Origin of the sequence: Micromonospora sp. DT68, from assembly GCF_049847245.1 — a bacterium.
Classification (GTDB): Bacteria; Actinomycetota; Actinomycetes; order Mycobacteriales; family Micromonosporaceae; genus Micromonospora; species Micromonospora profundi.
The window spans coordinates 1-1,331 of sequence record NZ_JBNCNZ010000047.1; the positions used below are offsets into that span (position 1 = coordinate 1).

Annotated in this window: 1 protein-coding gene; it reads left to right on the forward strand. The window is 68.6% G+C overall.

Features of this window, described 5'->3' with window-relative positions; genetic code table 11:
• Positions 1-199: 199 nt before the first annotated feature.
• The gene (locus ACPXB1_RS30540; RefSeq protein ID WP_425736163.1) at positions 200-1,312 is read left to right on the forward strand and encodes an ISAs1 family transposase; all 1,113 of its coding nucleotides are present in this window, start codon (positions 200-202) and stop codon (positions 1,310-1,312) included.
• Positions 1,313-1,331 lie beyond the last annotated feature (19 nt).

Below are 1,331 nucleotides of genomic sequence, written 5' to 3' on the forward strand. Positions count from 1 at the left end.
CCAGGGCCCCGGCAAAGTCGTGACGGTGTCTGACTTGTGGGGCTTGGAGTAGAAGCGCCGCTGTTGGTGGCAGCAAGACGGGCATGACCTGTTCGAAAGATCATCAAGGTTCCTACGCCATGCTGATCGCCCGAAGTGAGTCATGCCCGCGCTGCCATCATCGCTGATCTCGTCCCTGTCCTGCGCACCGGCTCTGACCGTGCCCGAAACCGCCGGTGGGCTGCCCGAAGCGCTCGCCGATCTCCCTGATCCACGAGCCAGGCGAGGTATCCGGCACCGGCTGACGGTCGTGGTCACCGCGGCCGTGTGTGCCGTGGTGGCCGGATACCGCTCGTACGCCGCGATCGCCGAATGGGTCGCCGACGTACCGGCCACGACGGCTCTCGCCCTGGGCATGACTGCCGACCGGCGCCCGTCGGAGGCGATGATCCGTCGGCTGTTGCAGGCCATGGACCCGCAACTACTGACCGCGGCGATCAGTGTCTGGCTCGCCGGCCGGGCCACCGTCACCACCGCGACAGCCGGCCGGGCGATCGCTGTGGACGGCAAGGCCCTGCGCGGCTCCCGCACCACCGACACCCCTGCCCGGCACGTGATGACCGCCTGCGACCAGGCCACCGGTGTGGTCCTGGCCAGCATCGACGTCGACGGCAAGACCAACGAGATCACCCGATTCGCGCCGCTGCTCGACCAGATCAGCGACCTCCGCGACACCGTGATCACCGCCGACGCCCTGCACTGCCAACGCCAGCACGTCACCTACCTCGCCGAGCGCGGCGCGCACTGGATCCTGACCGTCAAAGGCAACCAGCCCCACCTGCACGCCCAACTCACCGCACTGCCCTGGCGGGCACTCCCCGACGCCACCCGCGACACCGACCGCGGACACGGCCGCCGCGAGATCCGCACCCTGAAAACCCTGACGATCTCCACCGGCATCGACTTCCCGCACGCCGCCCAAGCCATCCAGATCCGCCGCCGCAGACGCCGCCTCGACCAGCCGAAACGCTTCACCACCGAGACCGTCTACGCCATCACCGACCTCCGCGTCCACCAGGCCAAACCGGCACAACTGGCCGGCTGGATCCGCGGCCACTGGTCAATCGAAAACAAGATCCACTGGGTCCGCGACGTCACCTACGACGAAGACCGATCCCAGATCCGCACCGGCACCGGACCCGAAGTCATGGCCGCCCTCCGCAACGCCGCCATCAGCGCACTACGCCTGACCGGAGCCACCAACATCGCCGCCGCCAACCGACATCACGCCCGCGACAGCACCCGCCCACTGGCACTGCTCGGCATCACCTGACGACTTTGCCGGGGCCCTG